The organism is Staphylococcus coagulans (assembly GCF_002901995.1).
Classification (GTDB): Bacteria; Bacillota; Bacilli; order Staphylococcales; family Staphylococcaceae; genus Staphylococcus; species Staphylococcus coagulans.
This window is the reverse complement of record NZ_PPQN01000137.1, coordinates 1-1,367: the sequence shown is the minus strand read 5'-3', so window position 1 is coordinate 1,367 and position 1,367 is coordinate 1. Positions and strand designations below refer to the sequence as shown.

At 27.1% G+C, this 1,367-nt stretch carries 1 protein-coding gene; it reads right to left on the bottom strand.

The genetic code is table 11. The features are described 5' to 3' along the window. The coding region (locus CD118_RS11780; RefSeq protein ID WP_142380886.1) for a helicase-related protein at positions 1-1,367 on the bottom strand (1,367 nt) is incomplete at both ends.

Genomic DNA, 1,367 nt, shown 5'->3' with positions numbered 1-1,367 from the left:
AAGATATATTTTGAAAATGGTCTTTCCAATATTCTTCTGATTGGAACTCGTATATCCATTTATAATTAGAATTCTCTAAATAATATAATTTATTAAAATATTTTCTATTATCTTTACTATTAAACACTTGTTCATCATGTTCATTTACTAAAATATAATCTCTACTATTTATGCTACCTGGTCTAGTTACAAATGGAGGGTAGTTCATTTTGGCCTTAAAGTCATTTTCAATAGTTAACAATGCTAATTTTACTTTATTTTCTATATCGTCAGTATCATCCATGCTATTGTTAAATATATAATCAAATGAATTTATATTTACAGTTAGATAACGTTTGTTACCTGAATTTTTATAAATTGTTTTAATTTTTTCAATCATACTTAATAGCTGACCTTTTTTTATTGATGATAAAGCGCGTAATTTTTTAAAGTCATTGAAATCTTTATTTGAAATATAATCTAAATTTGCCTTGCCAGTAAGGCCTTCTTTTCTTGCTGCTCTCCCAATCTCTTGGACATAATCTAGTACATTACCAGAAATTGCATAATGATATACATCTTCAATATCTGGTATATCTATTCCCATACCAAAAGCTTTAGTCGCTAAAATGATAGGTTTTTCTCCGTTTTTAAATTCATTGAAGTTAATATTTTTATTATCATTAGTTAATTGCCCATGATAAATAGCAGTTTTTTCATATAAATGAGGTTGGAAGGCCTCCAAAGTTGTTTTAAATTGATTGATACTCACTACAGTTGGAAAGTACACTAACATTTTCTTATTTTGCTTAATATTTTTTTCAATTTTAGCAATAAGTAATTTGTCTTTAATTTGCTTAGCGTCATTTCCATTATCTTTCTTATATTTTTCGTCTATTTGTTTAATGTTTAAATAGATATTATCTTTTTTTATTTTGCCTAGATATCTGATTGGTGAAATTAAGTTTAATGATTTTTTGATGTCTGTATACATATCTTCAGGACCACCAATAATAGCAGTAGCTGTAAACGTCACGATAGGGAAATTATAATCCTTTCTTAATTTGTTTAGGTAACTTCCCATAAACCAATAATCAACTCTAAATGTTCTACCCCAAGTAGTTACAGTATGTGCTTCATCAACTACAAAAAGACCAATTTCTCTGTCGCCAATTAAACTTTGTATATCGTTTCTACTAATTAGAGTTTCAATGGAAACATAAAGTATATCAATTTTTCCATTTTTAACGTCTCTTGCAATTGCAGATTTTTCTATAGGTGAAAGGCCAGAGTTAATAGTTTTTGCAGTATGTATATTTTTACTATTTAAACCTTGAACTTGATCATTCATTAAACCGATTAATGGTGATATTACTATAGTAACTTTC